The sequence below is a fragment of the Aminobacter sp. LjRoot7 genome (assembly GCF_964252895.1).
Classification (GTDB): domain Bacteria; phylum Pseudomonadota; class Alphaproteobacteria; order Rhizobiales; family Rhizobiaceae; genus Aminobacter; species Aminobacter aminovorans_B.
Genome location: NZ_CAXUPX020000015.1, coordinates 54,883 through 81,545, shown reverse-complemented (window position 1 = coordinate 81,545; position 26,663 = coordinate 54,883). Strand labels below are relative to the sequence as shown.

Genomic DNA, 26,663 nt, shown 5'->3' with positions numbered 1-26,663 from the left:
CGATCATTGCGTGCGAGCGAAAAGCCTCGAAGTCGGCCGTCCCTGACCATAGCGCAGATACAGGCGGGCAAGACCTGCCATCGACGCCGATAATGCGTGGTCCGAACCCGCGCTGCATAATGTAAAACAGATACCCGCAACGCGAAGTTTCGACTTTACGGGACGAAAAGCCATGGCCAAGTTCCTCCCCCTGTCGCAGGCGGTCGCCGACAATCTCAACAGCGGCGACACCGCGGCCTTCGAAGGGTTCACGCATCTCATCCCCACCGCCGCCGCGCATGAGGCGATCCGCCAGGGCTTCAAGGACCTAACGCTGGTGCGCATGACGCCAGACCTGATCTACGACCAGATGATCGGCATGGGCATGGCGAGGAAGGTGATCTTCTCCTACGCTGGCAATCCCGGCGTCGGCCTGCTGCGTCGCCTGCGCGATGCGGTCGAGAATGGTTTTCCGCATGCGCTGGAGATCGAGGAGCACAGCCATGCCGCCATGGCCAACGCCTATGAGGCGGGCGCCGCCGGGCTGCCTTGCGCCATCTTTCGCGGCTATCGCGGCGCCGAGCTCGCCAGGGTGAATCCGAACATCAGGACGGTGACCTGCCCGTTCACCGGCGAGGTGCTGGCGGCTGTTCCGTCGGTTCGTCCCGATGTCACCTTCATCCATGCCCAGAAGGCCAACAAAAAAGGCGACGTGCTCGTCGAAGGCATCATCGGCATCCAGAAAGAGGCAGCCCTAGCCGCCAGGCGCGCCGTGGTCACGGTCGAGGAAGTGGTCGACAATTTCGACGACCTGCACCCCAACCTGACCGTGCTGCCGAACTGGTCGGTGACGGCGATCTCGGTCGTTCCCGGGGGCGCGCATCCGTCCTACGCGCATGGCTATTACGTCAGGGACAACGCGTCCTATCTCGAATGGGACGAGATATCTGCCGACCGCGGTCGCTTCAGCGAGTGGATGCAGACAAACGTCATCGAAAAGAGCGCCGACGATTTTGCGGCCCGCGTCGAACAGCTGAGGAACGTAGCATGAGCGAACTCGGCTTCACCCCCAATGAAATGATGACAATTGCTGCGTCGCGTGCACTCAAGGGCGACGATGTCTGCTTCGTCGGCATCGGCGCGCCATCGGCCGCCTGCAACGTGGCGCGCCTGACCCATGCGCCCGACATCACGCTGATCTATGAATCGGGCACTATCGGCACGTCACCCGACGTGCTGCCGCTGTCGATTGGCGACGGCGAACTGTGCGACACCGCCGTCACGACCGTCTCGGTGCCGGAGATGTTCCGCTACTGGCTGCAGGGCGGGCGTATCTCGATCGGTTTCTTGGGTGCTGCCCAACTCGACAAGTTCGGCAACATCAACACGACCGTCATCGGCGACTACGCCCACCCCAGGACGCGCTTGCCGGGTGGCGGCGGCGCACCGGAGATCGCAACGTCGTCGAAGGAGATCTACATCACCATGGCGCAGACCAAGCGCGGCATGGTCGAGAAGATCGACTTCTACACCTCCTTTGGCCACGGCGACGGCGGCGACCATCGCCAGCGCCTCGGCATCGACACCAAGGGCCCGACGCTGTTGATCACCGATCTGGCGATCTGGAAGCCGGATCCGGTGACCAAGGAACTCACCGTCGTTTCGCTGCATCCCGGCGTGACCCGAGACAAGGTGCAGGAGACCTGCGGCTGGACCGTCAAGTTCGCCGACACGCTGGGGGAAACGCCTGAGCCGACCGAACTGGAACTGAAGACGCTGCGTGATCTCAAGGTCCGCACCGATGCCGCTCACAAGGGCGAGGCGGTTGGCGCAAAGAGAGGATCGAAGGACGGCTGAGGTCTATGCCCACCGCTCATGAAAACGCCCGGCATTGCCGGGCGTTTTGGTTTGCTCAGCCAATCAGGCTGTACAGGAAGCGCAGGCTGATCAAGAGCAGGAAGATGCCGAAGGCGACCTCCAGCTTCCGCTTCGACAGGGCATGAGCGAGCTTCGCTCCGAGCGGCGCGGTCAGCACGCTGGTCGGTACGAAAAGGATCAGCCCGACGAGCGAGACATAGCCGAGCGACAGCGGAAACTGCAGCGCCGCGACATCGGGATACTCCGCCGCGCGCGGCCAGCCGGCGTAGATGTAGCCGAGCGCGCCGGGGATCGAGATCAGCACGCCGAGGCCGGACGAGGTCGCCACCGCCTGGTGGATCGGCCGGCCGTAAAAGGTCATGAACAGGTTGGAGAGCTGGCCGCCACCGATGCCCATCAGGCTCGACAGCACGCCGATGACCCAGCCATAGACGTTCATGACGATCTTGCCCGGCATGTCCAGGCCGAGCCGCCACGAATCCTTGCCGAACAAAAGCCTGATCGCCGAGATGCCGGCGACAACCACGAACACTGCTTTGAACAGGTCGGCCGGCGCGTAGCGAGCGATCACACTGCCCATGGCGACGCCTATGATGACGGGGATCGCCCACTGTTTCAGGATCGCCATGTCGACCGCGCCCTTTGCACGGTGCGCGTTGAAAGAGCGGATGGACGTAGGGATGATGATCGCAAGCGAGGTGCCGACGCAGAGCGGCATGCGCACCTCCTCCGGCACGCCGACCGTCTGGAACAGCTCATACAGCACCGGCACGATGACGGTGCCGCCGCCGACGCCGAAGACGCCGGCGAGCAGGCCGGTGATGGCGCCGGCGCCGAGAAGCGCGATGGCGAGCCAGATGATTTCAAACGTCGATATGCCGGCCATGTAGGGAAACTCTTGGCAAGTGGTGATGGTGCGAAGTGCGCCTTGGGCGTGGAGGCTGCCCCAGTGCTCCCTCGCGATTGACGCTGCGACATATGACATGAAGGGCCGGCCCAGTCTCCCCCTGAAAGCAGGGCCAGAGGTGGGGCCGAGCTCAGGCGAAAACAACACAATTGTTTCGCGCAAAACCACCTGGATGGGTAGTTGCCTGCCCAGTGTTATATCCGTAAGAATATAACGAATCCGTGACCCGCGATGGGCTGGACAAGATGGTGGAGGGAATTTTGATGTTCACGCGTAGGAGTTTTGGGGTGCGGCTTGCCGCGATGGCTGGTGGTCTCGCCGCAGTGCTGGCGCTTGGCCTGCCGGCCGCGCGCGCCGATGGTGACATCGTGGTGTTTGCTGCAGCGAGCCTCAAGAACGCGCTCGACGCCGTCGACACGGCCTGGAAGGCCGAGGGCGGCAAGACTGCTACCGCTTCCTATGCCGCGAGCTCGGCGCTGGCCAAGCAGATCGAAGAGGGCGCACCGGCCGACGTGTTCATGTCGGCCGACCTCGACTGGATGAAGTATCTCGCCGACAAGAAGCTCATCAAGGACGGCTCCGAGGTGAAGCTGCTCGGCAACCGCATCGTGCTGGTGGCGCCGAAGGATTCGGCCGCCAAGGCCGATATCGCGGCGAATTTTGACCTCGCCGGCCTGCTTGGCGAAGGCCGCCTCGCCATGGGCGACGTCAAGGCTGTGCCTGCGGGCAAGTATGGCAAGGCAGCGCTCGAGAAGCTCGGCGTCTGGGGGTCGGTCGAAGGCAAGATCGCCCAGGCAGAAAACGTGCGCGCTGCCCTCAAGCTGGTGTCGACGGGCGAAGCCCCGCTCGGCATCGTCTACCAGACCGACGCCACGGCCGAGCCGGGTGTCAAGATCGTCGGCCTTTTCCCGGAAGAGACGCATCCTCCCATCGTCTATCCGGTTGGTGTGACGGCGGGCTCGAAGAACGCAGACGCGGAAGCGTATGTGAAATATCTTCAGTCCGCCAAGGCCAAGGAACTCTTCGAGGCCCAGGGCTTCACCGTGCTGGCGCCGGTCCAATAGCGACTGGTTTACCCCTATCGGTTAGGCTCTATCTTGTGACTGACGTCCCATTCCGCATCGCGGGGTGGGACGGATTTTTTGAGGGGATGCGAGCGGGGAATGCTGGACCTCACGCCTGACGAATGGAACGCGGTCCACCTGTCGATCAAGGTCGGGCTTTGGGCGATGGCTGCCAGCCTGCCATTCGGCATCGGTATCGCGCTGTTGCTGGCGCGCGGCAATTTCTGGGGCAAGTCGCTGCTCAACGGCGTCGTCCATCTACCGCTGGTGCTGCCTCCCGTCGTCACCGGCTATCTGCTGTTGCTGAGCTTCGGACGCCGCGGACCGATCGGCTCCTTGCTCGACCAGTATTTCGGCATCGTCTTTTCGTTCCGCTGGACCGGTGCCGCCCTTGCCTGCGCGATCATGGGGTTCCCCTTGATGGTGCGGGCCATCCGCTTGTCCATCGAGGCCGTCGACCGGCGCCTCGAAGCGGCGGCCGGCACGCTTGGTGCCAGCCCGCTCTGGGTGTTTGCGACGGTGACGCTGCCGCTGATCCTGCCCGGCGTCGTTGCCGGCATGATCCTGTCGTTCGCCAAGGCGATGGGTGAGTTCGGCGCCACCATCACCTTCGTTTCCAACATTCCCGGCGAGACGCAGACGCTGCCATCGGCGATCTACACCTTCACCCAGGTTCCCGGCGGCGATGCAGGCGCCATGCGGCTGACGCTGATCTCGATCGCCATTTCGATGATCGCGCTCGTCGTCTCCGAAATCTTCGCCCGCCGCATCGGCCAGCGCGTGGATGCCGGCTGATGCTGCTCGTTGACATCCACCATCGCCTTGGCGCGTTCGACCTCGAGGCCAGCATCGAAAGCGCCGGCCGACTGACCGCCTTGTTCGGACCCTCAGGGTCGGGCAAGACCTCGATCATCAACGCTATCGCCGGGCTGATACGGCCCGACAGCGGACGCATCGCCGTCGACGGACGAACACTTGTCGACACCGCTTCGCGCAGCTTCGTGCCCGTTCACCGGCGCCGGGTCGGTTTCGTCTTCCAGGATGCACGGCTGTTTCCGCATCTCAACGTGCGCTCGAACCTGCTCTATGGCCGCTGGTTCACGCAGCAGTCGGAGCGTTATGCCGAGTTCGAGCGGGTCGTCGAGATGCTTGGCATTGGCCACCTCTTGGCGCGGCGTCCGGCGCTGCTGTCGGGTGGTGAAAAGCAGCGCGTCGCCATCGGCCGGGCGCTGCTGGCAAGCCCCAGGCTGCTCTTGATGGACGAGCCTCTGGCCTCGCTCGATGACGCGCGCAAGTCGGAAATCATGCCCTATCTCGAACGGCTGCGCGACGAGACGAAGATCCCGATCGTCTATGTCAGCCATTCCATCGCCGAAGTTGCGCGGCTTGCCACCGACATCGTCGTGATGACCAACGGCAAACTGACCGCCTCTGGCCCGACGGGCGAGATCATGCGCCGGCTCGACCTGTTGCCGCCGGAAGAGGTGGGCGAGGGTGGTGCCGTGCTCGACATGAAGGTGCTCGGCCATGACGAAGCCTTCGGCATGACCGTACTTGGCGCCGGTGCCGGTGAAATGCGCGTGCCCCGCATCGACAGGCCGATGGGTGCCGCGGTGCGCGTCCGTATCCGCGCCCGCGACGTGATGATCGCGACCGAACGGCCGAAAGGTCTCAGCGCACTCAACATCCTGCCGGGGCGCATCGCCGAGATCAGCCAGGTCGACGGGACCCAGGTCGATCTCAAGCTCGACTGCCATGGCGACCTGCTGGTGTCGCGCATCACCCGCCAATCCTTCGAGACGCTGCATCTCGCAGTCGGGCGCGAGGTGTTCGCCGTCATCAAGACAGTTGCTTTCGACCGCGCCAATCTTTCTCCAGGGGCGCCGCTTGTGCTAACCAGCGACTGACTGGAGCGAGCCGATGCCATCTCTGACCTTGCGACTTTATCTCGACCCGACGGGACGTCTCGGTCCGGGCAAGGTCGAGCTGCTCGAGCAGATCGCCGCCACCGGCTCGATCTCGGCAGCGGCGCGCGCCATGGAGATGTCCTACAAGCGTGCCTGGGACCTCGTCGAAGAGATGAAGGATATGTTCGGCAAGCCGCTTGTAGCAGCCAAGACCGGCGGCAAGCATGGCGGTGGTGCGGAGCTCACGCCTGTCGGCGAAAATGTTGTGCGCCAATTCCGCGACATGGAGCGCGCGGTCCACGCGGCGGCAGCGCCCTATGTCGAGGCGCTGCAGGCCGAAGCCGACACGAAGTAGTTATTTGCCGAGTTCGATCGAGCGCAGCCGAGCCGCCTCGACGGCTTCGGTGAGCAGGATCTTCAGACGGTCGTCACCCATCAAAACGCCAAGCGCTGCTGCCGTCGTGCCGTTCGGGCTTGTCACCTGGCGGCGCAGCACGGCCGGATCTTCACGGCTTTCGGCGGCTAGGTTTGCTGCGCCATAGACGGTCTGCATGGCAAGCAGCGCTGCCGTCTTCGGCGGCAGGCCGGCGTTTTCGGCTGCTGCCGTCAGGCACTCGATGAAGTGGAAGATGTAGGCCGGGCCGGAACCGGACACGGCTGTCACCGCATCCATCAGGCCTTCGTCGGCGATGGTGGCGACCTCGCCGCTGGCCGAAAGAAGGTCGCCGACAGTCTCCTTGGCGGCTTCGGTAACGTGGTCGTTGGAATAGACAACCATCATGCCCTTGCCGATGGCCGCCGGCGTGTTGGGCATGCAGCGCGCGATCGGTGTATGTGTGCCGAGAATGTCGGCAAAGGTCGCGACCGGCGTGCCCGCTGCGACCGAGACAAAGGTCGCCTTGCCATTGCCGAAGCGGCGATATCCCGAGGTGACTTCGCGGATGACCTGCGGCTTGACGGCAATGACCACGATCTCAGGGTCTGCATCGGCGGGAATGCCGCCAACCTCCGAGGCAACACGGCTGCCGAGATCGGCGGCGCGGGCGCGAAGCTCCGCGTTTGGCTCGACAACGAAAGTTTCCTCGGGCGCGAGCTTGCCCGAATTGAGCCAGCCCGTGAGCATGGCGTAGCCCATGTTGCCGCAGCCGGCGAGGATCAGTCTGATGGTCATGCAAAGCCTCCGAACACAACTGACATAGACCGTCTTGGAGCCATGCGGAAGGGTGCAACGCCACTTCAGCGTGTGTGGTCCAGCACCTTGCTGAAGGCATTGGTGAAGGTGATGCCGCCATGCGAGCCTGCTTCGGCAAGCACCACGTCCATGAAGGCGTCGGTGACGCGAACAAGCGCGAAGCCGCCCATGAAGGCGGCCTTCGGCTTGAACAGGTCGAGCCCGTCGCGCTTGTAGATCATCGGCGTCTCGTGCTGGTGGCCGTGGAAGACGCCGATCACGTTGTGGCCCGCGATGGCCGAAAGCAGCGCGCGCCGGTCGTCGTCGCTCCACCAGTGCGGCTTGCCGCTACCGGTGTCGTCGAATGTGTGGGCGTCCGGGTCCCAGCGCTCGGTCGAGAAAGCATCCCAGCCATAGTGCTGGAACAGGATCACCGGACGCCCGTCACCGGCATTGTCGTCCAGATCCCGCTTCAGCCAGTCGAGCGCGCTGACGGCTCCCTTTGATGTGTCGCCGGCGAAGCGGTGCGTCTGCACCAGGTGCAGTCCGCCCCAGTCCCAGGAGTAGCAGTCGGACAGCATGTCGTAGTTGGCTGCCGGAACTGGCGGCTTGAAGAACACGCTCGGGCGGTGGTTGATCTCGACATAGTCGCGCATCTCGCGCCGATACCAGTCGACATGTGGTGGCGGGCCGTCCTGGTCGAGGTCGTGGTTGCCGAGCCCGACATAGACAGGCACATGCACGCGGTCCGGCCCGGCACCCTTCTGGTAGCGCTGGCTGAACTGCAGGAGCTGGGTGCCTTCGTGCGGCTGGGTCACCTGGCCGCCGCCATCGTCGGTCATGTCGCCACCGACGATAAGTCCGAGCGGTCGGCCGATCCTCTGGCCAGCGCTCGCCAGGCCGCTCGCCACGCCGCCGATTTCGCGCGGCCACGCGAATTCACCAACCTCGTTCAGCGCCGCGATATGCCGGCGCAGGTTCTGGTCGGTCTTGCCTTCGGCCTGGCAATTCGGGCTGAGACCGCTCGCCATGCGGCAGGCGTGGATATCGGCGGCAAACAGGAACGTCGCGTCGGTTCGGGGTCGAATGGTGCTGCGCGCCGCAGACGTCCCGAGCAGCGAAGCGACGCTGAGGCCCAGCGTCTGGGCGAGCATCAGGCGTCGTGAAACCAGGGTGGCCATGGCACGAGAATGGATTGGCCGCCAGGACGGATCAAGCGTGTTTGTCAGCTGGCGCTTTTGTGGATGACCATGCGCGAGACCATCCGCAGCCCGAGGACGCCGAAGACGAAGAACATCCAGACCGGGTCGATGCGGCGGAAGAAGAAGCTTTCAAGGAAGGCGTTGAGCGCGGTGAACAGCACCACCATCATGAAGAAATCGCCGAGGAAGACGTTCTCCTTGTAGAGCGGGATGCGCATGTAGTCGCGCAGCGGCGCGATCAGGAAGACATAGACGGCGGCGGCAAGCGCGGGCAGGCCCATGGTCACTGCTATGTCGATATAGCCGTTATGGCCGTGCACGATGAAGCGGATGTCCCAGCCCTGGTCGTAGGCATGGCCGATGCCCGTTACCAGTGGCGTGCGCCAGAAGCTCTCATAGCCGTATCCGAACCACGGTTTCTTGGCGATCATCTCGCCGGCGAAGGCCCAGACCGTCGTGCGCCCTGTGTAGGTGAGTTCGGGAAAATGGTGCGCGGCGAGTTGCTTCAGCGGTTCGATGAAGACGATACCGAGCGTTGCGAATGCCGTGCCGACGACGGCCAGTGCAAACAGCAGCGGCGTGCCGAGCCGCATGCCGACCATTCCGGGCAAAAGCACAAGCATGATCGACAGCGGCACCAGCCCGGCCGTCGTTTTCGATCCGGTGTGCACCATGAAGAACATCGACATTGCGAGCAGGATATAGCCCGACCAGCGCCAGTTTCGGCGGATCAGGTAGATGCCGGCGAAGCTGAAGCAGGCCATGACGGGGGCCGCGATGTTCTTGTGGCTGAAGGCGCCGCGCCACAGGCCGGAATGCTCGGGCTCGAAGCCGTCGGCGCCATGGATCGCCACGCTGGGATAGAGGATGACGCCGGCATAACTCAGTCCGACGACGACGGCGCCGGCGAAAACCAGAACCGTCGAGAAGGAATCACCATCGCGCGGCAAGGCGAGCACTGTCGCCATGGCGAGGATGCCGATGAGCGTGAAGCTTGCCGCCCGGAACGCGCCGGCGGGGTCGGTCGCTTCAGCGACCGATATCAGGAAGAAGCACAGCAAGACGAACCAGGGCAGCCCGGCAATGGCGCGAAGCCGGGCCGGATTGGCCATGGTTGCCAGTGCAAACATGGCGAAGGCGCCGACCGAACCGAAACCCAACTGGTTGACGATGTCGCCGCCTTCGGTGCCGCTGGCGCCCGCCGGCTGGAACGGCCTGAACGAGACGATGACGATGGTCAGTACCATCGCTGCGATCGCGGTGGCGATGCCCGATGCCGTGAACGCCGCCGTCAGCGGCGCTACGTCAGTTCTTCTCGGGCTGACGATACTGCTCATTGGCATACCCAAACTCGGCCATCACACGGCCAAGTGCCACATGGATCGGATACACGGCTACAGACGGCGAGCCGGTCTCGACAAGGCGCTTCAGCGCGCGCAATGGCGACGCGCCCAGCAGCGCCAGGCTTTTCAGGAAGACGCGCGTGTTGGCAAACGGCGTGCCGGCATATTTCTTCTTGGCGACGAGCGTCGAGATGACGCCGTTGCGCAGGCCGCGCGCGCGGATCCAGTCGGCCTCGGTACGCCGCGCCGGCACCGTCTCGAACAGTTTTGCTTCCGCGCACCAGCCAAGCTTGAAGCCCTTCTGCGCCGAGCGGCTCAGGAAATCCGAATCGCCGCCGCCCATGAAGTTGAAGCGCAGGTCGAGGTGGGGCGGGCCCATAGCCAAGAGAACGTTGCGGCTGACCAGCAGGTTGCCCGAAGAATAGAGCGCACCGACCTGGCCGGTGACGGCGTAAGGCGGGGCAAAGACCGGGTGCGTGGCCCAGACCTGATGCGCCGGATCGGCGAAAACAGGCACCTGGGGCCCGCCGACGATGTCGACGCCGAGGCGTTCGGCGGCCAGGCACATGGTTTCGAGCCACAAGGGATCGGCCAGTTCGTCGTCGTCGATGACCAGGAGCCGGGTGAAGTTCGGGAAGCGCAGCAAGGCGGTGTGCCAGCCGGCATTGTAGGCGCTGCAGTTGCCGCGCTCATGCGCGACGATGACCAGCCCCGTCATCTGCCCGCTTTCAAACAGCGGCAGGGCTGCGCGCATGCCTCCGTTGCCTTCGTCGTCATTCTCCATGACGATGACGGCGAATCGGCGCGCGGTCTTTTGTTTGGCGAGCGAATCGAGCGTTGCCAGCACTTGCTGCGGCCGGCGAAAGGTTGGCAGCGTGACCACCACCTCGACGTCGTCCACAGCCAGTGCAGGCGAAGTGCCGGCAATGGTCACGGACTTGAGCGGAGGTATAGCATTCATGAGAAGCCGCCGGTTATTGATGCCTCTTCGCTATCATGGGCGCCATAACGGTCGGTTAAACACACTGTGAGCGAACTGCGGATTGTCGCGCAGGTTCCACAAGCGGCTGAAATTGCTTAATGAAGACTTCACCGCGCTTTGTTAGGGCATAGGCAGGAACTTGTCGTGATGCATCTGCTGTTTGCCACATCCATCGTGCCTGACGGAGCACTGTCGTCGGGCTACGAGATCGCCAACCAGGCGATCATCGATGCGCTGCGCCGGGCCGGCGTGCGGGTAACCGTGCTTGGCTTCGGTTGGCCGGGCAAGCCGCCGTCGGACCCTGAAAACACCATCCTGCTCGGCGCGCTTGACGTGCGCACCGATGCCGCGCCCTTGCCGCGCAAGCTGGGCTGGCTGGCGAGCGCGGTTGCCTCCGGGCTGACATTCGCCTCGGCCAAGCTGCGCGTCGTCTCGGACGAAACAGTGCGGCAGGCGATCGCAGCGGCGGGGCCGTTCGACGGCTACATCCTCAACTCGGTGCAGATGGCCGCGGCGTTCGAAAGCCTATTTCAGGACCGGCCGTCGATCTTCGTCGCGCACAATGTCGAGTTCCGCTCGGCGGCGGAGAACTCGCGTGCCGCAAACGGCGCCTTTCAGCGCCTGCTGTTTCGCCGCGAGGCAAAACTGCTCGAAGTCATCGAAAAACGTCTGTGCCGCAATGCGCGCTTCGTCTTCACACTCGCCGAGGAGGATCGCGCCGAATTGGGCGTTGCCTCCGACACGCGCTCGGTGGCGCTGCCACTGGTCACGCGGTCGAAGCTTCCGGTACTCCAGGGCAAGCGCAACATCGGCTGCGATGCAGCGCTCATCGGCACCTGGACCTGGGAGCCGAACCGCATCGGCCTCGACTGGTTCCTCGGCAAGGTCGTTCCGCACTTGCGCAACGATTTCCGCATCCATATCGCCGGCAGTGTTCCGGCTGGTGTGTCCTCGCCGCATCCGGGCGTCAAGTTTGTCGGGCGCGTGCCCGATGCCCAGGCCTTCGTGCGCGGTGCCGCCGTCATCCCGCTCGTCAGCACCTCGGGCAGTGGCGTCCAGCTCAAGACGATCGAGACGTTCGAACTCGGCCTGCCGTCGGTGGCAACCGCGCACTCGCTGCGCGGCATCGCCTACAAGCCGGCCAATTGCACCATGACCGACGATCCCGTAGCCTTTGCCAGGGCGCTTGAACAAACCGTCGACCAGAAGATCGCTGATGTCGACGGTTCAGATTTCCATCGCCGGCAGATAGCCGCTCTCGATCTGGCGGTGGCAGGTGGCCTTGCCCGGCTTGGCGCAAGCGCACACGAGGTGGCGGCGTGAGCATGACGATTTCAGAAGTGGCCCCATCTCACCGCAGCATTCTCGGCATCCGGGTCGCCAGCTTGCGGCGCGACGAGGCGATTTCGCTGCTGACGCGGATGATCAGGAACAGGACCTTCACCAAGGTCAGCTTCCTCAACGCTCACAACGCTAACATTGCTTGTTCCGACAAGGAGTTTGCAGCCGTCCTGAACGATTTCCTGGTGCTGGCCGACGGCATCGGCGTCGATATTGCTGCGCGCTGGCTCTATGGCGCGCCGTTTCCGGACAATCTGAACGGCACGGATTTTGTGCCGGACCTTTTGAAGGCGAGCGACAAGCCGCTGACCGTGGCACTGCTCGGCGCCAAACGCGCCAATGCCGAACGCGCAGCCGCGCGCCTCAGCCAGATTGCCCCGCAGCACAAGATCGTCGTGGTTCACGACGGCTTCTTCACCGCCCAGGAAGAGCCCGGGATCGTCGCCGCCATCGGCAGCCTGCGCCCCGACATCCTGCTCGTCGCCATGGGCGTACCGCGCCAGGAAATGTGGATCGCCCGGCACATGCGTCCCGAACATTGCACGCTGCCGATCGCGGTCGGCGCGCTGCTCGATTTCCTCAGCGGCTCGGTTCCGCGCGCGCCTCTATGGATGCGTCGGCTTCGTCTTGAATGGCTGTTCCGCCTGCTTATCGAGCCGGGCCGGCTGTGGCGGCGCTATGTCGTCGGCAACCCGCTGTTCCTGTTTCGCGTGCTGCGCCAGAAGCTGGGCGGGGGAGACCGGTCTTGAACGCCAAGGCCATGTCTCCGGCCCCGGATGCGGCACTGATCACGGCGAGCTACGCCGCCGATTTCGAACGCTGCCGCCTGCTGTGCGAGACCGTCGATCGCCATGTCACCGGTGCTTCGCATCACTATCTGCTGGTCGAGCACCGCGACGTCGCGCTGTTTAGGCAACTCGAGGGCAAGCGCCGCACGGTCATCGACGAGCGGGAGCTCCTGCCGTCCTGGCTGCGCGACATCCCCGATCCGGCGAGCCTGTTCAAGCGCCGCATCTGGCTGAGCCTCAAGGCGCCGCCTTTGCGCGGCTGGCATGTCCAGCAACTCAGGCGCATGGCGATCGCCGAAAGGATCGAGCAGGAAACGCTTGCTTATGTCGATTCCGACGTCGCCTTCCTCCGGCCTTTCGATTGCGCCCGGTTCTGGCTCGACGGCAAGCTCCGGCTATTCCGGCGCGACGGCGTGCTGCTGAAGCCGGGCCACGACAACCATCACATCTGGTCGGCCAACGCCGCTGCCGTGCTCGGCATCGCCGCCCCCGAGATTTCGTCGCATGACTACATCTCGACGCTGATCGCCTGGCGCCGATCGTCGGTGCGCGACATGCTCGCCCGCATCGAACAGGTCAGCGGGAGGCATTGGGTCGAGGCGGTGTGCGCCCGGCGCAAGTTCTCCGAATGCATGATCTACGGCCGCTTCGCCGACGAGGTCGCCGGTGGTGCCGGGCATTATGTCGGCGCAGAAGAGTTCTGCCGCGTCCATTGGACCGGCACGCCGCTGACCGACGCGCAGTTCGAGGCCTTTGTCGCCGCCATGTCGCCCGAGCAGGTGGCGATCGGCATGCAGTCCTTCATTGGCACCGATCTCGGCCGCATCCGCCGGCTTGTCGCCGCCTGAGGTTTAGATCGCCTTGGCCGGCCGCCGCAGCGCCGCGTAGGTGACGGTGGCCGACGCCAGATAGAGCAGCGCGAACATGCCGTTCAGCATCCACACCAGCGTTTCGGTGTCGGCGACACGCATCAGCAATAGTGACAGCAGCGCTGCCTTGAGGCCTGCCAGCATGGCGAGGTTGGCGGCGCGGATCAGCGTCTGGCCGCGCGCGAACAAAAGCTCCGCGTGATATTCGACGAGATTGCGCAAGGCCGGCACGAACAGGGCCAGTCCGACCAGGGGTGCTGCTTCGGAAACATTGCGGCCAAGGAAGTTGGGATAGAAATACAGCACCACCGCGAGGAACAGCAGGGCCGAGGTCGAAACGATCAGGATGCCGGCCTCGATGCCGATCTTGACCTTCAGCTTGGCGAGCATCTCGGGCATGCGCATCATCCGCTGAACAAGCATCATCGAGAAGGTACGGATCGGAATCGCGGTCAGGTCGACCAGCCGCATGACGATGGCATAGATGCCGGCGAGATGCGGGCCGCCCATGGCGAGAACCAGCAGCTTGTCGAACTCCATCTGCAGATAAAACAGCACTTCGGCGCCGGCGACATAGATCGAGTCCGACAGCCGCCGCCAGTAGAGATCTGGCGTCAGTCTGAGCCGCTGGCGCGGGTAGAAGAAGCCAAAGGCTAGGACCAGCGAGACGAGGTTCAAGCCGATGTAGAACCCGGCCCAGGCTTCGACTGTATGGCTTGGCCAGAAAACGAACAGGGCGGCGGCAGCGGCCTTGATCGCGGCTGTCAGGATCGCCAGCACCGCCGCGCGGCCGAAGCGGCCGAGGCCGTTGTTGACGATCATCGCCACTTCGACTGGCCGCCACAACAGCGCCTCGGCGAAGATGACCGCTGCAAAGATGGCGGCCGGCATGGATGTCGAAAAAAACAGGAACCAGGTCAGCGCCGAGGCGGCAATCAGTACCGGAAGCGACAGCCCGGCGAGCATCATGAAGCCCGCGGTGTAGCTGCCGATCAACCGCGGCCGGATCGTTGCGGTGCGGTAGAGAGCCGAGATGAAGCCAAAGGCCAGCGTTCGCGACAGCATGACGCCTGCGGCGGACGCGGTGGCGAACAGGCCGAAATCGGCGATCGAGAGCGTGTTGGCGAGCGCGATGAAATAAATCAGCGAAAACACCAGCCGGCCCATCGAGCCGCTGATCGCCGAGAAGTAGTCGCGCAGGACCGCCTGCCGCTGCACGACGAAACTGCCGATCCGCTGGCGCAACGTCGTGCGCGATATGTCGTTCGCCTTGGTCATGATCCAGTTGAACGATAAAAGCCAAAGCTTAATGTGCCGTTCTGCGATGAACCTCTATATACTGCGGCAAAGCAGGAATTAACGTTTTGTTACCCATGTCTGTTTAGCGTGGGTTAACTAGACTTTTGGAAGTTGCCCGTATGGCCGAATCTGGAAACCGCGAGGACTGGAGGCGCAAGCGCTCGTTGCTTGCGCTGGACCGGGACGACGCCGATCAGAAGCCGCGAGGCTCGTCGCTGCTGTCGATGTCTTCGGAAGACGACGGCGGCCAGGAGGATTTCCAGGACCCTGCGACCCGCCATCGCATGGCACGCTTCAGGCGCGAGGCCGAGCGTGCTGCCCGCGAGCAGCTCGCCGAAAAGCCATCCGCACCTGAGGCGCAGCCGGTTGGCCAACAGCCGGCAGAGGCTGCGCCCGCATTCACAAGCGACAACTCTGATACGGCTCGGTCTTCGATGCTCCCGAACTGGCGGGGCAGGGGGATGGGTTCATCCATGCCTGAGCCGCTTGCAGCCATGCCCACGCCGCCGGCTGCGGCATACGACCAGCATGGCGACCACGACGATGTCCGCTGGCAGCCGCTGATCGACCCGATGGCGGTCATCGGCGGCATTACCCGTTCGAAACTGCTGATCGCCTCGACGACGCTCGCCGGCGCGTTGCTTGGTGTCGCACTCGCTCTGTCGACGCCCAAGAAATACGAAGCGTGGACCGAGATGATCGTCGATCCGCGCAACCTCAGGCTTTCCGACAAGGAGCTGACCGTCGGCGACCTGCCGTCGGATGCGACGCTGGCGGTGGTCGAAACCCAGGTGCGCCGGCTGACCTCCGGCTCGGTACTGGTCAAGGTCGTCGACAAGCTCAATCTGGCCGAGGACCCGGAATTCAACGGCAAGGCCGGTGGCGGCTTCAGCATTGGCGGCTTTGTGCGCTCGCTGATCTCTTCCAACCAGCAGACAGGCGATGACCCCGGACGGCGGCACGCACTGGCGGCCGAACACCTCTACGAGGCGTTGTCCATCCAACGGGACGTCAACACCTTTGTCATCTCGGTCGGGGCGAAGACGCAAGATCCCGAGAAGTCCGCGCTCATCGCCAACACGATGACGGATGTCTTCATCCAGACCTTCGGCGAGTTGCAGGCCGGGACGGCCGGCCGCGCGACCGACGAGCTGACCCGCCGCCTCGACGACCTGCGCAAGTCGGTTGAGACAGCCGAGCGCAAGGTCGAGGCGTTCAAGGCTGAGAACGAACTCATCAATCCGCAAGGGCGGCTGATCACCGACGACGAAATCCAGCGCGTCAACGACCAGCTGACCGCGGCGCGGGCCCGCACGCTCGAACTCAACGCGCGCGCCGCCTCGACCCGCGACCTCGGCGTCGATTCCGTGCTGGCCGGCGCCTTGCCCGAAGCGATTGCCTCGCCCGCAATCACCGAACTGCGCGCGCAATATGCGGCGCTGACCCAGGAAGCCGACCGGGCCGCGGTCAGGCTTGGCCCGCGCCATCCCGAGCGCCTCGCTGTCGAGGCCCAGCTCACCGGCGCGCGCGAGCGCATCGCTAACGAACTGCGCCGGGTCGCCGGCTCCATCCAGGTCGATCTCAAGCGTGCCGTGCAGACCGAACAGGAACTCGCAGCCCGCCTTGCCCAACTCAAGGTGCGCCAGAGCGATGTCGGCGGCGAAATGGTCACGCTGCGCGAGCTTGATCGCGACGTTGCCGCCAAGCGCGCCGTCTACGAAGCAACGCTGCTCCGGGCACGTGAGACCGGCGAGCAAAGGGACATCAATTCGGGCAACGTGACCGTCATATCGCCGGCATCGCCGCCGCTGCAGTCGACGGGCCCGTCGCGGGCGATGATTTCGCTGGGCGGCATGCTGCTCGGCTTCGCCTCGGGCGTCGGTTTGGGCGCAATGCGTGGGGCGCTGCAGAGCTTGCGCACCACGGCCAGGCGGCGCAGCCGCGCCAAGCCCGATGCGCGCCGCGAACCGGCCGTCGTGAACAGCCAGCCGGACAATCGAGTCGAAACCGCCGCGCCAAGGGCCGAAGTGGCCCCTGTGATGCCATCGGCGGCAAGCCCTGTCGCCGCCGATCCGATCGTCGAGAACCGGCAGCCGCCGCAGTCATGGCAGGCGCAGCCCATGCAGCAGCAGCCAGGATACCTGGCGCCGCAAGGCGGCTTCGCGCCGTCCTATGCGACGCAACCGCAGCCCGGATATGCTGAGCCGCCGCTGCAGCAACCGGACTACGCAGCGTCGCAGCAATATCGCCCGTCCTATCGGCAGCGGTCGTCGGAATATTACTCCGCGCCACCGGCAGCGTCTCAGGCTGATGCGCCCGCGCCGCAGAGCCAGATCGACGAGATCAGTGAAAGCCTGCGCGAGGTTCGCAAGGAGCTGAACCTGCTCAGGGAGCGGCGCTCGCGCCGCTACTTCTGAAATTCTTCCACGCGGTTTCGAGTTTACGGCACCGGACGCCGCAATGGCGAGGTTGCGGGTCGAAAATTTGATGACAATGCCGCCCGAAGCATGCCGCAGACGGAGTAAGCCATGGCTGAGATCATTGACGGAAAGAGTGTCGCAGCCGAGGTCGTCGAAGGCGTCAAGAAATCCGCGGCCACGCTTGCCACGCATGGCGTGAAGCCGGGACTGGCGGTGGTCATTGTCGGCGAGGATCCGGCGAGCCAGGTCTATGTCGCCAATAAGTCGCGCACGGCCAAGGAATGCGGCTTCCATTCGGTCCAGCACACGCTTGCCGCCGAGACCTCCGAAGCCGATCTCGTCGCTCTGGTCGAGAAGCTCAACGCCGATCCCGCTATCCACGGCATCCTCGTCCAGCTGCCGCTGCCAGGCCATATCGACGCCGGCAAGATTATCCAGACGATCGCGCCCGACAAGGATGTCGACGGCTTCCACTTCATCAATGTCGGTAAGCTCGCCACCGGCGAGCTCGACACCGCACTCGTGCCCTGCACGCCGTTCGGCTCGATGCTGCTGATCGAACGCAAGCATGGCAAGGACCTGTCCGGCCTCAACGCGGTGGTTGTCGGCCGCTCCAACATCGTCGGCAAGCCGATGGCCAATCTGCTGCTCGCCGCCAACGCCACCGTCACGATCGCCCACAGCCGCACCAAGGACCTGCCGGCCTTGTGCCGCACCGCCGACATTCTGGTCGCAGCCGTGGGCCGGCCCGAGATGGTCAAGGGTGACTGGGTCAAACCGGGCGCCACCGTCATCGACGTCGGCATCAATCGCATCCCGTTGCCCGACAAGGGCGAAGGCAAGTCCCGGCTGGTCGGCGATGTCGAATTCGCCTCGGCCGAAAAGAGCGCCGGCGCCATCACACCGGTTCCTGGTGGTGTCGGGCCGATGACAATCGCCATGCTGATGGCCAACACGCTGGTGTCGGCCTATCGCCACGCCGGCCTCGAACAACCGGGCTTCTGAATGATCGCGGCGTTGTTGAAACCGGCGCCGCTTCCTTGCTCAACCCGGCGCGTTCTGTAGATTTGGTCGCGATGTCAGAGCCCCACCCCGAAGGCCGCCAGTTCGCTTTCCTGCTGGTCGACAAGTTCTCGATGTTCTCGCTGGTTGCCGCCATCGACACCTGTCGGTCGGCCAACCGCCTGCTCGGCCGCGACGTCTATGGCTGGACCACGGTGTCGGCCGACGGCGAAGCGGTGATCGCCTCCAACGGCCTGCCGCTCAAGGTCGACTACTCGGTCGCCGACGTGCCGGCGGTCGACATCATGTTCGTCTGCGTCGGCGTCGCCACCGAATTTCCCGGCAAGAGCAAGGTGCTCGGTGCGCTTCGCTCATGGGGCCGTCGAGGTGCTGCCTTGGGCGCGCTGTCGGTCGGCTCGTACCTCCTCGCTGAAGCCGGCCAGCTCGATGGTTATCGCTGCACCATCCACTGGGAAAACCGTGCCGGCTTCATGGAGAAGTTCCCCGATATCGAGTGCACCAACAACGTCTTCGAGATCGACCGCAAGCGCTACACCTGTGCCGGCGTCACCACCTCGATCGACCTGATGCTCGAGATCATCAAGCGCGACTTCGGTGCCAATCTCGCCAACGAAGTCGCCAACCAGTTTCAGCACGAGCGCATCCGTTCGGCCGGCGACCGCCAGCGCGTAGGCCCCGAACGCGACCTCACTGGCAAGTCGGACAAGCTGAAGCGCATTGTTGAACTGATGGCCGATCATCTCGACGAACCGCTGTCGGCGGTGCAACTGGCGAAGACGGCTGGACTGTCGGTCCGCCAGGTCGAGCGCCTGTTCCTGCGCCATCTCAACGTGACGCCGGGCCGTTATTACATGCGGCTGAGACTGGAGCGCGCCCGCGAATTGCTGCGCCAGACCAACATGCCGATCCTCGACGTGGCGATCGCCACCGGCTTCACTTCGCACTCCTATTTCGCGCAAAGCTACCGGCTGCAATTCGGCCGTCCCCCGAGCGAAGAACGCCGCACCACCTATTGATCGGCCTCAGGGTTGTCAGCCCAATGGCCCTTGTTTAGCTTCGCTGCAATCAAATCTGAATCGGCGAGGGGCAGCATGAAGGCGTTTACACGAGGCATCCTGGCGTCGGTGCTCATGCTGTCGGGGCTGGTAGCCGCGAATGCGGCCGACCGCGCCATCATAGTGCTCGATGCCTCCGGCTCGATGTGGGGCCAGATCGACGGCAAGCCGAAGCTGGAAGTCGCGCGTCAGGCGCTGCGCTCGGTGCTGACCACCATTCCCGCCGACACCGAGCTTGGGCTGATGGCTTACGGTCACCGCGAAAAGGGCAGCTGCTCCGATATCGAGCTGGTGGTGCCGCCCGCGTCGGGCTCGGCATCCGCCATTACCGCTGCCGCTGACAGCATGAAATTCCTCGGCAAGACGCCCTTGTCCGCCGCCGTCAAGCAGGCGGCCGAGGACCTGAAATACACCGAGGAAAAAGCGACAGTCATTCTCATCACCGATGGGCTCGAGACCTGCAACGCCGACCCCTGCGCCTTAGGTAAGGAACTGGAGCAGTCGGGCATCGATTTCACCGCCCATGTCGTCGGCTTCGGCCTGACCGCGGAAGAGGGCAGGCAGGTCGCCTGCCTCGCCGAAAACACCGGCGGCAAATACATCCAGGCAACCGACGCCAAGGGGCTGGAAGATGCGCTGGTGCAGACGGTTGCCGCGCCAGCACCCGCTCCGGCCCCAGAGCCTGCGCCCGCGCCGGAACCGGCCAAGCCGGAGTTGAACTTCATTCCCGAGCTGACGCTGGCCGAGGGCGGAGCTCCGCTGAAGGACGCCGGCAACGCCTGGGAAATCTACAAGGCCAATGCCGATGGCTCCAAGGGCGAGCGCCTGACCACCGAATACAACAACTACAAAGGATCGCTTGAAGCCGGCGATTACGTCATCCGCGCGACCTTGGGCGAAGCGGCCATCGAACAGCCGCTGAAGGTGGAGGCCGGCCAGGCCTACAAGCCGCTTTTCGTGCTCAATGCCGGCACGCTCGTCGTCCGTCCGCGCCCCAGCGAAGGCGCCGACATCGTCGATGGTGCCGCCGTCGTTCTCGACTTTCCCGGTGGCGACCACCCGGCGACCTATTATGGCCAGACCAAGGTTGTGCTGCCCGCCGGTGAAACCAAGCTGAAGGTCACCATCGGCCAAGGCGAGGCCAACGAGACGATCCAACTCGCCGCCGGCCAGACCGTCGAAAAGGACGTCATCGTCGGCGTCGGTCATGTCGTGGCCAATGCGATCTATGCCGAGGGTGGCGACAAGGTCGACGCCGGCGGTCTCGACGTCCGAGTCTACAAGGCCAAGAAGAAGATCGACGGCACGCGCGATCAGGTCACCTATGGCTACGGACCGGGCAACAAGTTCGACCTTCCTGCCGGCGACTATGTCCTGGTGGCACGCATGGACCAGGCCGAGGCGGAGCAGCCTTTCAACGTCCGGGTTGGCGAGAGCGGTGAAGTGACCGTCGCGCTCGGCGCCGGCGTGCTGGCGATTGATGCTCCGGGCGCCAAGGAAATCCGCGTCTTCGCGGCCAAGAAGGACATCCAGGGCAATCGCCAGGACTTTGGCTACGCCTACGACCAGAAACACCAGACGACCTTGCCGGCAGGCGACTATGTCGTCGAGGTCGATCGTGGCGACGCCGGCAAGAAGGAAGGTTCGGCAACGGTCAAGGCCGGCGAGCGTAGTGAACTGACGATCCAGTAGGCTTGCAACGGAACGAGGTCGCGGCTATCTAGAGCGCGCAACTCGAACAACAAAGGAGGGCTGCGTGTACACGTTTTTTCGTCACCACCGTCAGCGCGGCCCTGTCCACGCCCTGCAAATGCGTTTGCAGGGCTGACCTCGGACGACGCGCCAACAGCATCGACCCCAACAATCCATTTCGATTTTTGGACCTGATGCGGCATTCAATGTTGCGTATCTCTCTCCCGGTCTGCCCTTCGTGGTGATGCGGTGTCGAGCTTCATGCTCTCCCGCATCTGGATAAACACCGGACCCGGTTCCCCAAATGCATCCCGCAAGATCGGATGCGGGCGATGGTCCGGCCAGACCAGAGAACTGACATGGCTTTGATCAATCTGAGGTCGCTTGGCGTAACGCTCGGTGCTCCGCTCTTCTCCAATCTCAACCTTTCCATCGAGCCGGGCGACCGGCTCGGCATCGTCGCTGCCAATGGCCGTGGCAAGTCCACGTTGCTGCGCTCGATCACAGGCGCGTTCGAACCGACATCGGGCGACATCACCCGGGCACGCGGCCTGCGGGTCGGCCATGTCGAGCAGGACGTTCCGGCAAGCCTGATCGACATGGCATTCCATGACGCCGTTCTCGCGGCACTTCCGGCTGACCAGGCCGAGAGCGAGAGCTGGCGCGTCGACATCGTGCTCGACGATCTCGACGTGCCCGAGGAAATGCGCCAACGGCCGTTGTCGAAACTCAGCGGCGGTTGGCAGCGGCTGGCACTGCTTGCCCGGGTCTGGGTGACCGAGCCAGACATGCTGCTGCTCGACGAGCCGACCAACCACCTTGACCTGGCACGCATCGCCCAGCTCGAAAACTGGCTGAACGCGCTGCCCCGCGACGTGCCCGTGGTGATCTGCAGCCACGACCGCGCCTTCCTCGACGCGGTGACCAACCGGACGCTGTTCCTCAGGCCGGAGAACTCGCAGGTCTTTTCGCTGCCCTATTCCAGGGCGCGGGAAGCACTGGACGAGATCGACGCCTCGGAAGCGCGCCGCTTCGAAAAGGACATGAAGACGGCGCAGCAATTGCGGCGGCAAGCGGCCAAGCTCAATAACATCGGCATCAACTCCGGCAGCGACCTTTTGGTGGTGAAGACCAAGCAGCTGAAGGAGCGGGCCGAGCGGCTGGAGGATGCGGCGAAGCCGGCCCATCTGGAGCGCTCCGCCGGAGCCATCAGGCTTGCCAATCGCGGCACGCACGCCAAGGTGCTGGTCACCTTCGACGATGCGCCCGTCACCACGCCCGATGGCACGCTGCTGTTCCGGACCGGCAAGCTGTGGCTTCGTCAGGGTGATCGCGTCGTGCTGTTGGGCCGCAACGGCACCGGCAAGACGCGGCTGGTCAACATGGTCAGGCAAGCCATCGGTGCGCCGGAAAACGCCAAGGACGTGGTCAAGGCGACGCCGTCGCTGGTGCTGGGTTATGGCGACCAGGGCCTGTCCGATCTCAGGGACAGCGATGCGCCGCTGTCGATGCTGACGCGCCGCTTCGAGCTTGGCGAGCAACGCGCCCGCACCTTGCTTGCCGGCGCCGGCCTGTCTGTCGAGATGCAGGCCAACCCGATCGGCCGCTTGTCCGGCGGCCAGAAGGCGCGGCTCGGCATGCTGGTTCTGCGGCTGACCAACCCGAACTTCTACCTGCTCGACGAGCCGACCAACCACCTCGACATCGACGGGCAGGAGGCGCTGGAGGATGAATTGCTGAAGCACGAGGCGAGCTGCCTGCTCGTCTCGCACGACCGCAGCTTCGTCCGCGCCGTTGGCAATCGCTTCTGGCTGATCGAGAAAAAGCGGTTGGTCGAAGTGGAGAGCCCGGAAGGCTTCTTCGCCGACGTGGCAAAGAACGGAGCTTAGCCTCTGATGCGCGAAAAGATCTGCCGGGGCCTCGGCTTCGGCAGGCCTTTTCGTCGTGCTATCGTTCGCACGACGAACAATTCAGGAGACCGTCATGCGCGTGAGCTTCACCGCGATCATCCTTGCTGCCGCGACCAGTGCGGCGATGGCTTCGACTGTGACTCTGGAGCTGCCGGGCGATGCGCAGGTCGAGCGCAATGCGGTGGACTACAAGTGTGGCGACCAGGCCGTGAAGGCCGAATACGTCAACGCCGGCGACAATTCGCTCGTTGTGCTCAAGCTCGCCGACCAGACGGTCGTGGCCGTCACGGTGCTGAGCGCCAGCGGCGCCAGATATGCCGGCCAGCACTATGTCTGGTGGACCAAGGGCGACAACGCCGACCTCTACGACCTGACCAAGGGCGAGGATGCACCGGCGGTGTTGTCGTGCGAGGCGGTGAAGTAGCGAGAGGCCGGGTTCAGGAGGTTGGTGACTTATCGGTTCGGCCCTTGAGCAGGGTCACCGGCCTTCCTTCCACGGCCAGAAGCCGGGCAGCCTTCTTGTCGAATGTCGCGAACTGTTCTGCACCAGCCCTGTATCCCTCGTCTGCCATGGCCGCGTCTGCGAAGTCGCCACCAGCCCGCAAATGAGCAAGGCCTGCTGCCACGGCGGCATGATCGGCGGCGACTTGGCGTGAGTTCAACAGGCTTTCAATGCTTCGGACAATCGATGAGCGCTCTACGCCCCTGCTCGCCAGAACCCAGACAAGCTCGCAGAAGGTGACAAGGGGAATGACGATCAGCTCGGCATCGGCCAGCAGCGCCTGTGCCACGCGCGTTTGGCCAGGGTCGTCGGCAAGCATGGCGCGGGCGAGCACATTGGTGTCGACTGCTACCTTCACCGCCTGCCGGCCCAAGCGTCTGCGATGACCTTGTTCATCTCTTCGATCGTCACAGGCGCTTGGTCGGGATCGTGAAGAATGCCGAAGATGGCCTCGATCCCGTGTCGCTTCTGCGGCGCAGCCTTGAGCACGACGTTACCGTCCGGCGCGAGATCCAGAAGGATCTTGTCGCCGGGCTTGACGCCGAGGTGCTTCAGCACCTCCTTTTTCACGGTAATCTGGCCTTTCGCCGTTACTGTCAGCGTTTGCATCGTACACCTCTGATTCGAAAAGTAAGGCAGAACTGCCTTACTTTCAAGCCGAGGTCAGGCCGTGCCGAATGCGCTCGCGCCGTGGTCGGCGCGGCCGGCCATCTGGCGGAAACCGGCGAACAGTTCGCGGCCCATGCCGTGCTCGTTGCCCGAGAGGTCGCAGACCGGCTCCGGGCGCAGTGCCAGGTCACCGGCCGGAACCAGAACCTCGAGCGTGCCGGCCTCGGCGTCGAGCCTGACGATGTCGCCGTCATGGACCCGGCCGATCGGACCGCCTTCGAGCGCTTCCGGGGTCACGTGGATCGCGGCAGGCACCTTGCCCGAGGCGCCTGACATGCGGCCGTCGGTGACCAGCGCCACCTTGTGGCCGCGATCCTGCAGGATGCCGAGCACGGTGGTCAGCTTGTGCAGCTCCGGCATGCCGTTGGCCTTGGGGCCCTGGAAGCGGATGACGGCAATGAAATCGCGGTCGAGCAGGCCGGCCTTGAAGGCGTCGTTCAGGCCCTGCTGGCTGTCGAACACAAGCGCCGGCGCCTCGATGATGCGGCGCTCGGGCTTCACGGCCGAGGTCTTGATGATCGCATGGCCAAGATTGCCGCCCAGCACCTTGAGGCCGCCGCTCGGCTGGAACGCCTTGCTGGCGGGGGCCAGCACTTTCTCGTCGCCGCTGACCTTAGGCGCTGCCTCGCGCACCACCGTACCGTCTGCACCGAGCTTGGCTTCGACGGCATAAGGGCGAAGGCCTTCGCCCCACACTGTCTGCACGTCTTCATGCAGCAGGCCGGCGTCGAGCAGTTCGCGGATCAGGAAGCCCATTCCGCCAGCCGCCTGGAAGTGGTTCACGTCGGAAAGCCCGTTCGGATAGACGCGGGCGAGCAGCGGCACGGCGTCCGACAGGTCCGAAATGTCCTGCCAGGTCAGGCGGATGCCGGCGGCAGCCGCCATGGCGATCAGGTGGATGGTGTGGTTGGTCGAACCTCCCGTGGCGTGCAGGCCGACGACGCCGTTGACCACCGAGCGCTCGTCGATCATGCGACCGACCGGCGTATAGGCGTTGCCGAGATGTGTGATGGCGAGCGCCCGCTTTGTCGCTTCGCGGGTCAGCGCGTCGCGCAGCGGTGTGCCCGGATTGACGAAGGAGGCGCCCGGCGTGTGCAGCCCCATGATTTCCATCAGCATCTGGTTGGAGTTGGCGGTGCCGTAGAAGGTGCAGGTGCCCGGGCCGTGATAGGACTTGGACTCGGCTTCCAGCAGCTCGGCGCGGCCGACCTTGCCCTCCGCATAAAGCTGGCGAACCTTGGCCTTCTCGTCATTGGGTAGGCCCGAGGTCATCGGCCCGGCCGGAACGAAGACGGCGGGCAGATGGCCGAAGGTCAGGGCCGCGATCACCAGGCCCGGCACGATCTTGTCGCAGACGCCGAGATAGACGGCGGCGTCGAACATGTTGTGGCTGAGGCCTATGGCGGCCGACATGGCGATCACATCGCGCGAAAACAGCGACAGCTCCATGCCCGGCTGCCCTTGCGTGACGCCGTCGCACATTGCTGGCACGCCACCTGCCACCTGGGCGATGCCGCCGGCTTCGCGCGCCGCGTCCTTGATAAGCTGCGGATAGGTCTCGAACGGCTGATGCGCCGACAGCATGTCGTTGTAGGAGGTGATGATGCCGAGATTGGCGACCTTGTCGCCGCCCAGTGCGACCTTCTCCGAAGGGCTACAGACGGCAAAGCCATGGGCGAGGTTGCCGCAGGACAGCACGCCCCGGTTCGCGGTCTTGCCGGCGGCAGCATTGACGCGATCGAGATAGATTTCGCGGCTGACCTTCGAGCGTTCGCGGATGCGCTCGGTGATGGCTTGGATGTCGTTCCTGGCTGTCATGGCCTCAGTCCTTTCAACGCGGTGCCCGAACCGGGAGGAACTTCGGGCTGGCATGGACCGGCAGACGGCGCAGCCGATTGCACCGGACCATGCTCGATTTCGGCATTCGCGGCGTCGCGGCCTCTCGGCGCGGCGCGGCCGGGCCCGATCAGGGGGCCCAGTAGATCTCGGCGGCGCGCGGCGCCCGGTCGATCACGGTGCGGATCGGCAAAGCCTTGTCGGCTGCCAGTGCTGCCTCGATGACGTTGCGCTTCTCAGCGCCTTCGATATGGACAACGACCAGACCCGCGCCCACCAATGCAGGCAGCGTCAAAGTTAGCCTTGGCTCGCCGGCGCTGTCGGCGTGAACCGGCATCACCAGCCGGGACGAATCCGGGTCGAGCAGCGCGTCCAGTCCAGCTGCGTCCGGAAAGAACGAGGCCGTGTGGCCGTCGCCGCCCATGCCGAGAATGGACACGTCAAGCGGCCAGGGAAGGGCGCGCAGCTCGGAGTCGGCAAGATCAGCGCCATTCTCGACCGTCGCTGCCTCATGGAACAGCGGTGCGAAGCTGGCGGCCGACGCTTCGTTCTGCAGCAGGTTGGCCTTGGCGAGCGCCGCATTGGAGCGCGGCGAGCTTTCCGGCACGAAACGCTCGTCGACAAGCGTCACCGTGACCTTGCTCCAGTCGAGCTCTTGCTTAGACAACGCAGCGAAGAAGCGGCCGGGCGTGGTGCCGCCCGAGACGGCGAGGAAAGCCACGCCACGGCGGGCGATGGCCGCCTTCAGCGTGTCCACCACCCTGGCGGCAAGGGCTGCCGCCAGTTCGTCCCGTGTCTCGAATGCGTTCCAGCTGGGTGCTGCCAT

The 26,663-nt window shown here is 64.4% G+C and carries 25 protein-coding genes; 15 read left to right on the top strand and 10 right to left on the bottom strand.

What is annotated here, in order from left to right:
- Positions 1 to 172 precede the first annotated feature (172 nt).
- Both ACSQ3E_RS28360 and ACSQ3E_RS28355 read left to right on the top strand, forming a co-directional pair.
- Positions 173 to 1,030: a CoA transferase subunit A gene (locus ACSQ3E_RS28360; RefSeq protein WP_436125223.1), complete on the top strand. Its 858-nt coding sequence runs from the start codon at positions 173 to 175 to the stop codon at positions 1,028 to 1,030.
- Entirely contained in the window at positions 1,027 to 1,836 is an 810-nt protein-coding gene (locus tag ACSQ3E_RS28355) for a CoA-transferase subunit beta (protein WP_436125222.1), read from the top strand. The genes ACSQ3E_RS28360 and ACSQ3E_RS28355 overlap by 4 nt, the downstream gene beginning before the upstream one ends.
- A 55-nt stretch (positions 1,837 to 1,891) precedes the next feature.
- Here ACSQ3E_RS28355 and ACSQ3E_RS28350 read toward each other — a convergent pair whose 3' ends face one another.
- On the bottom strand, positions 1,892 to 2,743 hold the full coding sequence (locus ACSQ3E_RS28350) for a sulfite exporter TauE/SafE family protein (RefSeq protein ID WP_436125221.1): 852 nt from the start codon (positions 2,741 to 2,743) through the stop codon (positions 1,892 to 1,894).
- A 284-nt stretch (positions 2,744 to 3,027) separates the two neighbouring features.
- Between ACSQ3E_RS28350 and modA the strand changes: the two genes are divergently transcribed.
- The 4 genes from modA to ACSQ3E_RS28330 all read left to right on the top strand — a co-directional run bounded on the left by modA (position 3,028) and on the right by ACSQ3E_RS28330 (position 6,090).
- On the top strand, positions 3,028 to 3,828 hold the full coding sequence (modA, locus tag ACSQ3E_RS28345) for a molybdate ABC transporter substrate-binding protein (protein WP_436125220.1): 801 nt from the start codon (positions 3,028 to 3,030) through the stop codon (positions 3,826 to 3,828).
- A 99-nt stretch (positions 3,829 to 3,927) separates the two neighbouring features.
- Entirely contained in the window at positions 3,928 to 4,623 is a 696-nt protein-coding gene (gene modB / locus ACSQ3E_RS28340) for a molybdate ABC transporter permease subunit (RefSeq protein WP_310327872.1), read from the top strand.
- Entirely contained in the window at positions 4,620 to 5,735 is a 1,116-nt protein-coding gene (gene modC, locus ACSQ3E_RS28335) for a molybdenum ABC transporter ATP-binding protein (protein ID WP_436125235.1), read from the top strand. Before modB ends, modC begins: the two co-directional genes overlap by 4 nt.
- Positions 5,736 to 5,748: 13 nt before the next feature.
- Positions 5,749 to 6,090: a winged helix-turn-helix domain-containing protein gene (locus ACSQ3E_RS28330; protein WP_436125219.1), complete on the top strand. Its 342-nt coding sequence runs from the start codon at positions 5,749 to 5,751 to the stop codon at positions 6,088 to 6,090.
- On the opposite strand, the gene proC is transcribed toward ACSQ3E_RS28330, so the two are convergent.
- The 4 genes from proC to ACSQ3E_RS28310 all read right to left on the bottom strand — a co-directional run bounded on the left by proC (position 6,091) and on the right by ACSQ3E_RS28310 (position 10,412).
- Positions 6,091 to 6,906: a pyrroline-5-carboxylate reductase gene (gene proC, locus ACSQ3E_RS28325; RefSeq protein WP_310327867.1), complete on the bottom strand. Its 816-nt coding sequence runs from the start codon at positions 6,904 to 6,906 to the stop codon at positions 6,091 to 6,093.
- 65 nt (positions 6,907 to 6,971) lie between these two features.
- Positions 6,972 to 8,087, bottom strand: a complete 1,116-nt coding sequence (locus ACSQ3E_RS28320) for a metallophosphoesterase (protein WP_436125218.1) — start codon at positions 8,085 to 8,087, stop codon at positions 6,972 to 6,974.
- 44 nt (positions 8,088 to 8,131) lie between these two features.
- Positions 8,132 to 9,445, bottom strand: a complete 1,314-nt coding sequence (locus tag ACSQ3E_RS28315; RefSeq protein WP_310327862.1) for an O-antigen ligase family protein — start codon at positions 9,443 to 9,445, stop codon at positions 8,132 to 8,134.
- The gene (locus ACSQ3E_RS28310) at positions 9,414 to 10,412 is read right to left on the bottom strand and encodes a glycosyltransferase family 2 protein (RefSeq protein ID WP_436125217.1); all 999 of its coding nucleotides are present in this window, start codon (positions 10,410 to 10,412) and stop codon (positions 9,414 to 9,416) included. The genes ACSQ3E_RS28315 and ACSQ3E_RS28310 overlap by 32 nt, the downstream gene beginning before the upstream one ends.
- A 168-nt stretch (positions 10,413 to 10,580) precedes the next feature.
- Here ACSQ3E_RS28310 and ACSQ3E_RS28305 point away from each other — a divergent pair, with 168 nt between their 5' ends.
- From ACSQ3E_RS28305 to ACSQ3E_RS28295, 3 genes are read left to right on the top strand one after another with little or no spacing between them, the layout of a single operon-like run.
- The gene (locus tag ACSQ3E_RS28305) at positions 10,581 to 11,756 is read left to right on the top strand and encodes a glycosyltransferase (RefSeq protein WP_436125234.1); all 1,176 of its coding nucleotides are present in this window, start codon (positions 10,581 to 10,583) and stop codon (positions 11,754 to 11,756) included.
- Between the two features lie 2 nt (positions 11,757 to 11,758).
- A complete protein-coding gene (locus tag ACSQ3E_RS28300; RefSeq protein ID WP_310327857.1) occupies positions 11,759 to 12,523 on the top strand; it encodes a WecB/TagA/CpsF family glycosyltransferase in 765 nt (254 codons plus the stop codon).
- 11 nt (positions 12,524 to 12,534) lie between these two features.
- Positions 12,535 to 13,410: a DUF6492 family protein gene (locus tag ACSQ3E_RS28295; RefSeq protein ID WP_436125233.1), complete on the top strand. Its 876-nt coding sequence runs from the start codon at positions 12,535 to 12,537 to the stop codon at positions 13,408 to 13,410.
- A 3-nt stretch (positions 13,411 to 13,413) separates the two neighbouring features.
- On the opposite strand, the gene ACSQ3E_RS28290 is transcribed toward ACSQ3E_RS28295, so the two are convergent.
- Complete coding sequence (locus ACSQ3E_RS28290; protein WP_436125216.1) at positions 13,414 to 14,709, bottom strand: lipopolysaccharide biosynthesis protein; 1,296 nt, start codon at positions 14,707 to 14,709, stop codon at positions 13,414 to 13,416.
- A 140-nt stretch (positions 14,710 to 14,849) separates the two neighbouring features.
- Here ACSQ3E_RS28290 and ACSQ3E_RS28285 point away from each other — a divergent pair, with 140 nt between their 5' ends.
- From ACSQ3E_RS28285 to ACSQ3E_RS28260, 6 genes are all read left to right on the top strand, one after another.
- The gene (locus ACSQ3E_RS28285) at positions 14,850 to 17,147 is read left to right on the top strand and encodes a GNVR domain-containing protein (RefSeq protein WP_436125215.1); all 2,298 of its coding nucleotides are present in this window, start codon (positions 14,850 to 14,852) and stop codon (positions 17,145 to 17,147) included.
- Positions 17,148 to 17,258: 111 nt separating this feature from the next.
- Positions 17,259 to 18,155, top strand: coding sequence for a bifunctional methylenetetrahydrofolate dehydrogenase/methenyltetrahydrofolate cyclohydrolase FolD (gene folD, locus ACSQ3E_RS28280; RefSeq protein WP_436125214.1), 897 nt, complete (start codon positions 17,259 to 17,261; stop codon positions 18,153 to 18,155).
- Positions 18,156 to 18,226: 71 nt separating this feature from the next.
- A complete protein-coding gene (locus ACSQ3E_RS28275; RefSeq protein ID WP_067967057.1) occupies positions 18,227 to 19,189 on the top strand; it encodes a GlxA family transcriptional regulator in 963 nt (320 codons plus the stop codon).
- Positions 19,190 to 19,264: 75 nt separating this feature from the next.
- Entirely contained in the window at positions 19,265 to 20,920 is a 1,656-nt protein-coding gene (locus tag ACSQ3E_RS28270) for a vWA domain-containing protein (protein WP_436125213.1), read from the top strand.
- A gap of 359 nt (positions 20,921 to 21,279) precedes the next feature.
- Positions 21,280 to 22,809, top strand: a complete 1,530-nt coding sequence (locus ACSQ3E_RS28265; protein ID WP_436125212.1) for an ABC-F family ATP-binding cassette domain-containing protein — start codon at positions 21,280 to 21,282, stop codon at positions 22,807 to 22,809.
- Positions 22,810 to 22,903: 94 nt separating this feature from the next.
- Positions 22,904 to 23,254: an MliC family protein gene (locus ACSQ3E_RS28260; RefSeq protein ID WP_436125211.1), complete on the top strand. Its 351-nt coding sequence runs from the start codon at positions 22,904 to 22,906 to the stop codon at positions 23,252 to 23,254.
- A gap of 13 nt (positions 23,255 to 23,267) precedes the next feature.
- On the opposite strand, the gene ACSQ3E_RS28255 is transcribed toward ACSQ3E_RS28260, so the two are convergent.
- From ACSQ3E_RS28255 to pgl, 4 genes are all read right to left on the bottom strand, one after another.
- A complete protein-coding gene (locus tag ACSQ3E_RS28255; RefSeq protein WP_436125232.1) occupies positions 23,268 to 23,690 on the bottom strand; it encodes a type II toxin-antitoxin system VapC family toxin in 423 nt (140 codons plus the stop codon).
- Positions 23,687 to 23,941, bottom strand: a complete 255-nt coding sequence (locus ACSQ3E_RS28250) for an AbrB/MazE/SpoVT family DNA-binding domain-containing protein (RefSeq protein WP_436125210.1) — start codon at positions 23,939 to 23,941, stop codon at positions 23,687 to 23,689. The genes ACSQ3E_RS28255 and ACSQ3E_RS28250 overlap by 4 nt, the downstream gene beginning before the upstream one ends.
- Positions 23,942 to 23,995: 54 nt before the next feature.
- Positions 23,996 to 25,819 (bottom strand): phosphogluconate dehydratase, encoded by a 1,824-nt coding sequence (gene edd, locus ACSQ3E_RS28245; protein WP_436125209.1) that lies wholly within the window; start codon positions 25,817 to 25,819, stop codon positions 23,996 to 23,998.
- A gap of 148 nt (positions 25,820 to 25,967) precedes the next feature.
- Positions 25,968 to 26,663, bottom strand: a complete 696-nt coding sequence (gene pgl / locus ACSQ3E_RS28240; protein ID WP_436125208.1) for a 6-phosphogluconolactonase — start codon at positions 26,661 to 26,663, stop codon at positions 25,968 to 25,970.

What these genes read in the sequence shown, in the direction of transcription:
- ACSQ3E_RS28250 (WP_436125210.1), bottom strand. Translation starts at nt 23,941, where the DNA reads ATGCAAACGCTGACAGTAACGGCGAAAGGCCAGATTACCGTGAAAAAG.
- ACSQ3E_RS28315 (WP_310327862.1), bottom strand. Translation starts at nt 9,445, where the DNA reads ATGAGCAGTATCGTCAGCCCGAGAAGAACTGACGTAGCGCCGCTGACG.
- pgl (WP_436125208.1), bottom strand. Translation starts at nt 26,663, where the DNA reads ATGGCAGCACCCAGCTGGAACGCATTCGAGACACGGGACGAACTGGCG.
- folD (WP_436125214.1), top strand. Translation starts at nt 17,259, where the DNA reads ATGGCTGAGATCATTGACGGAAAGAGTGTCGCAGCCGAGGTCGTCGAA.
- ACSQ3E_RS28360 (WP_436125223.1), top strand. Translation starts at nt 173, where the DNA reads ATGGCCAAGTTCCTCCCCCTGTCGCAGGCGGTCGCCGACAATCTCAAC.
- ACSQ3E_RS28300 (WP_310327857.1), top strand. Translation starts at nt 11,759, where the DNA reads ATGACGATTTCAGAAGTGGCCCCATCTCACCGCAGCATTCTCGGCATC.
- ACSQ3E_RS28305 (WP_436125234.1), top strand. Translation starts at nt 10,581, where the DNA reads ATGCATCTGCTGTTTGCCACATCCATCGTGCCTGACGGAGCACTGTCG.
- ACSQ3E_RS28320 (WP_436125218.1), bottom strand. Translation starts at nt 8,087, where the DNA reads ATGGCCACCCTGGTTTCACGACGCCTGATGCTCGCCCAGACGCTGGGC.
- ACSQ3E_RS28310 (WP_436125217.1), bottom strand. Translation starts at nt 10,412, where the DNA reads ATGAATGCTATACCTCCGCTCAAGTCCGTGACCATTGCCGGCACTTCG.
- ACSQ3E_RS28275 (WP_067967057.1), top strand. Translation starts at nt 18,227, where the DNA reads ATGTCAGAGCCCCACCCCGAAGGCCGCCAGTTCGCTTTCCTGCTGGTC.
- ACSQ3E_RS28295 (WP_436125233.1), top strand. Translation starts at nt 12,535, where the DNA reads ATGTCTCCGGCCCCGGATGCGGCACTGATCACGGCGAGCTACGCCGCC.
- ACSQ3E_RS28355 (WP_436125222.1), top strand. Translation starts at nt 1,027, where the DNA reads ATGAGCGAACTCGGCTTCACCCCCAATGAAATGATGACAATTGCTGCG.
- ACSQ3E_RS28290 (WP_436125216.1), bottom strand. Translation starts at nt 14,709, where the DNA reads ATGACCAAGGCGAACGACATATCGCGCACGACGTTGCGCCAGCGGATC.
- ACSQ3E_RS28330 (WP_436125219.1), top strand. Translation starts at nt 5,749, where the DNA reads ATGCCATCTCTGACCTTGCGACTTTATCTCGACCCGACGGGACGTCTC.
- modB (WP_310327872.1), top strand. Translation starts at nt 3,928, where the DNA reads ATGCTGGACCTCACGCCTGACGAATGGAACGCGGTCCACCTGTCGATC.
- ACSQ3E_RS28270 (WP_436125213.1), top strand. Translation starts at nt 19,265, where the DNA reads ATGAAGGCGTTTACACGAGGCATCCTGGCGTCGGTGCTCATGCTGTCG.
- ACSQ3E_RS28350 (WP_436125221.1), bottom strand. Translation starts at nt 2,743, where the DNA reads ATGGCCGGCATATCGACGTTTGAAATCATCTGGCTCGCCATCGCGCTT.
- ACSQ3E_RS28265 (WP_436125212.1), top strand. Translation starts at nt 21,280, where the DNA reads ATGGCTTTGATCAATCTGAGGTCGCTTGGCGTAACGCTCGGTGCTCCG.
- proC (WP_310327867.1), bottom strand. Translation starts at nt 6,906, where the DNA reads ATGACCATCAGACTGATCCTCGCCGGCTGCGGCAACATGGGCTACGCC.
- edd (WP_436125209.1), bottom strand. Translation starts at nt 25,819, where the DNA reads ATGACAGCCAGGAACGACATCCAAGCCATCACCGAGCGCATCCGCGAA.
- ACSQ3E_RS28285 (WP_436125215.1), top strand. Translation starts at nt 14,850, where the DNA reads ATGGCCGAATCTGGAAACCGCGAGGACTGGAGGCGCAAGCGCTCGTTG.
- modA (WP_436125220.1), top strand. Translation starts at nt 3,028, where the DNA reads ATGTTCACGCGTAGGAGTTTTGGGGTGCGGCTTGCCGCGATGGCTGGT.
- ACSQ3E_RS28260 (WP_436125211.1), top strand. Translation starts at nt 22,904, where the DNA reads ATGCGCGTGAGCTTCACCGCGATCATCCTTGCTGCCGCGACCAGTGCG.